The organism is Kineococcus auxinigenes, from assembly GCF_050871525.1.
Classification (GTDB): domain Bacteria; phylum Actinomycetota; class Actinomycetes; order Actinomycetales; family Kineococcaceae; genus Kineococcus.
Genome location: NZ_JBKBCT010000154.1, coordinates 1 through 774 on the forward strand (window position 1 = coordinate 1; position 774 = coordinate 774).

A 774-nucleotide genomic window follows, 5' to 3' on the forward strand; every position below is an offset into this window, starting at 1 on the left:
CACTTCGCAGCTAGACCGATTCAAGCACGACATGGCGGCTCGCATGCAGGATGCGAAGACTCATCTAGCCAGGACGGTGGAGGAGGCGCATCTCGCGTTGAATGAGGCTTTTCCGCAAAGTATTGAGAGCGCAAATCGTGCCATTTTGACCAAGTTGGTGGACGGCCACGCTCTGCAGCAGCAATTGCACACCGAACTTAGTCGATTCGCGCCTCAGATGGACCGAATCGAGGTCTATAGCTTGGCGGGAGCTCGGAGGCATGCGGTGCCTTGCGGGGCTGGGCCGGTCATGGTGCGCACAGCAGTCGGCTACGTACTGTGTGGAGCGGATGATCATGCTTTGATCGCGTCATTGATAGAGAGCGGAGAACTCGAGTCGGGCACGCGCCAGTTGATTGAGCGTCTGCTCTCACCTGGGGACGTGTTTATCGACGTAGGCGCAAATGTGGGAATGCATAGCCTTGCCGCAGCGAGAACCATGGGGGGCGATGGGCGGGTGATTGCATTTGAGCCTTATACGCCTACAGCGCAATTGCTCGAGCGAACGACTTGGATGAACGGTTTCGCCGAGATGATCGAGATACATAACGTAGCGGTATCCAATGAGCAGACCGAACGCACCCTTTATCTCGGTATGACCAGCGGCCATCATTCGCTTTACCCGCTGGATCCGTCATTCTCTGCTTCCGAGAGTTCAATTCAGGTTCAGGTTACGACCCTTGATCATGCGATGGCTCAACTACCTGCTGCCAATCTGATAAAGATTGATGTGGA

1 protein-coding gene is annotated in these 774 nt (G+C 55.3%); it reads left to right on the forward strand.

What is annotated here, in order from left to right; genetic code table 11:
- Positions 1-31 precede the first annotated feature (31 nt).
- Positions 32-774: FkbM family methyltransferase (locus ACRYR9_RS19745; protein ID WP_432540226.1), on the forward strand; the 743-nt coding region annotated here is incomplete at its 3' end.